Origin of the sequence: Corallococcus sp. 4LFB, from assembly GCF_046520365.1 — a bacterium.
Classification (GTDB): domain Bacteria; phylum Myxococcota; class Myxococcia; order Myxococcales; family Myxococcaceae; genus Corallococcus; species Corallococcus caeni.
In genome coordinates this window covers 1-2446 of sequence record NZ_JBKGHJ010000807.1, presented here as the reverse complement: position 1 = coordinate 2446, position 2446 = coordinate 1, and the positions used below count along the sequence as shown (strand labels likewise).

At 70.5% G+C, this 2446-nt stretch carries 2 protein-coding genes; both read right to left on the bottom strand.

The window, feature by feature from the left end:
- Positions 1-120: 120 nt before the first annotated feature.
- Positions 121-1113, bottom strand: coding sequence for a diguanylate cyclase (locus ACLEQD_RS41380; RefSeq protein ID WP_410391411.1), 993 nt, complete (start codon positions 1111-1113; stop codon positions 121-123).
- Positions 1114-1184: 71 nt separating this feature from the next.
- Positions 1185-2246, bottom strand: coding sequence for an asparaginase (locus ACLEQD_RS41375; RefSeq protein WP_410391410.1), 1062 nt, complete (start codon positions 2244-2246; stop codon positions 1185-1187).
- Positions 2247-2446: the final 200 nt, after the last annotated feature.

Genomic DNA, 2446 nt, shown 5'->3' with positions numbered 1-2446 from the left:
AGCGAGGCGGCGGCGCGCGACGCGGACACGCACGTGAAGCACGTGTCGGAGGAGGGGCTGCGCAGGTTGGGCTTCGGGCGCTGACGGCTGGGTGCGCGGAGACGGCGGAGGCCCGTGGGATCAGGCAACCATCCGAGCCTCGCCGAGCGGCGCCGAGCCTCGCCGAGCGGCGCCGAGCCTCGCCGAGCCTCGGAGCCGACGCTCAGGGCCGCTGACGGCCTTGGCGTCCACGCGGTTTCGGCCCGCGTGCTTGGCCCGGTAGAGGTACTTGTCCGCGGCGGAGATGAGGTCCTCCGGCTGGGAGAAGTCCGAGTCCAGCAGCGTCGCCACCCCCAGGCTGATGGTCACCTTGATGGGCGTGCCGCTGAAGATGAAGTCCGCGCGGTCCACCGCCACGCGGCAGCGCTCCGCGCACGCCAGGGCCGCGTCCTCCGCGGACTCGCGCAGCATCAGCGCGAACTCCTCGCCGCCGTAGCGCGCGAGCAGGTCCTCGGTGCGCACCGTGTCCGCCACCCGCTGCGCGATGCGCGTCAGCACGAAGTCGCCGGCCGGGTGGCCGTACACGTCGTTGATGCGCTTGAAGTGATCCACGTCGAAGAGCACCAGCGACAGCGGCACGCGGTGGCGCAGGCAGTACGCGAACTCCTTGCGCACCGTCTCCATGAAGTACTTCTTGTTGTAGACGCGGGTGAGGCCGTCGCGCGTGGCGGACTCGTAGATGCTGCGCTGGTACTGCTCCTCCAGCGCGTCCTGGATGCTGAACTTCAGCACCGTGTTGGAGCCGATCTGGATCTTGTCGCCGTCGTACAGCGGCGCCGCGCTCACCTTCAGGCCGTTGAGGTACGTGCCGTTGGTGCTGCCCAGGTCCACGAGCTGGAAGCGGCCGTCCCCGATGGCGACGACCTTCGCGTGCTTGCGGGAGATGCCGTCGTCCTCCACCTGGAACTGGGCCTCCGAGCTGCGGCCCAGCACCACCTCCGAGCGGTCCAGCTTGAACATCCGCCCGATGCCGGCGGCGGACTTGGCGCTGATGACGATCAGATACGCGCTCTGCTGCTGGGCGCTGCCCAGCAGGTCCGAAATGGAATGGACGGAAGTTTTCTCCTCGGACATCGCGCCTCCCATCTTACGGGCCGCCTTTTCACGGCGGCAAGCACACCCACGCTCCTTTCACGCACCCGGTGTCAGGCGACCCGCCCCACCCGCGCCGGCCGGCGCCGCTTTTTCTCCGGTGGAGGAACTGTCGGCCGCCCGACGGACAGCTCGCCCGCCACGGGCGCCCGGAGGAAGCGCGAGAGGGCCTCGCCCCCCCGGGGGTGCTCCGCCAGCCCCTGCATCAGCTTCACCAGCGCCGCCGACGGGGTCATGTCCGCGCCGCCGACCGCACCCTCCGCCAGCAACCGGGCCCCGGACTCGTAGAGCGTGAGGTCCACGCCGTTGCGGTACGCCTGGCTCACCACCAACACCGGGATTCCTCGCTCCCGCGCCTGGACGAAGAGCGGCAGGAGCGAGCGGCCCAGCTCCGGAGCGATGGGCACGTTGCCCGCCCCGTACGCCTCCACCACCAGCCCCCTCACGTGCGGCAGCAGCTGCAGGGGCAGGGCGGGGTCCAGCCCCGGGTACACCTTGAGGAGGAAGACGCGCGGATCCAGCTTCTCGTGGAGCCGGAAGGGGCCTCGCGACGGGAGGCCCTTCTCGAAGGTGACGTCCACGCCCAGCGTGCCCAGCACGGGGAAGTTGGGGCTCTCGAACGCGTCGTACTCCGCCACCTTCACCTTGCGCGTGCGGTTGCCCCGGTACAGGTGCGAGTCGAAGCAGATGGTCACCTCGCGCGGCCCCTGGAGCGCGGAGAGCACCGCGTCGATGAGGTTCAGCCGCGCGTCGGAGCGCAGCTCCCCCAGCGGACGCTGCGAGCCCGTCAGCACCACGGGGCAGGGCGGGTTTCGCAACATGAACGACAGCGCACTGGCCGTGAAGGCGAGCGTGTCCGTTCCGTGGGTCACCACCGCCCCGTCGAAGTCCGCCAGTCGACGGTGGAGGTGGGCGGCCATCCGGCTCCAGAGCTCCGGCTGCATCTCCGAGCTGTCCAGGTTGGAGAACAGCTCGAGCTCGATGTCGGCCAGCTGGAACAGCTCCGGGGCTCGCTTGCGGAGCGTCTTGAAGAAGGCAGCGGGACGCAGGGCGGAGGGCCGGCCACCGGCCATTCCGAGCGTGCCTCCGGTGTGCAGCAGCAGGACTCTGGGCATGGGCGAGGGGCCTCCCTGCCAAAGGCCGCCTTGCTTTACAAGCCCTGCGCGCATGGCTAAACCCCGGAGCCGTGCTCCTCCCTCGATGGAAGCGTGTTGCTCCCGTGCTGGCCGCGGCGACCCTGATGGGCGCTGGCTGCACCAAGAGCGCGGAAGTCCCGGCCACCGCCAAGGCCCCGCCGCCGGCCGCCAGCCCGGCG

Bases quoted from the DNA above. Each gene is read 5' to 3' on its own strand.
- ACLEQD_RS41380 (WP_410391411.1), bottom strand. From the start codon at position 1,113: ATGTCCGAGGAGAAAACTTCCGTCCATTCCATTTCGGACCTGCTGGGC.
- ACLEQD_RS41375 (WP_410391410.1), bottom strand. From the start codon at position 2,246: ATGCCCAGAGTCCTGCTGCTGCACACCGGAGGCACGCTCGGAATGGCC.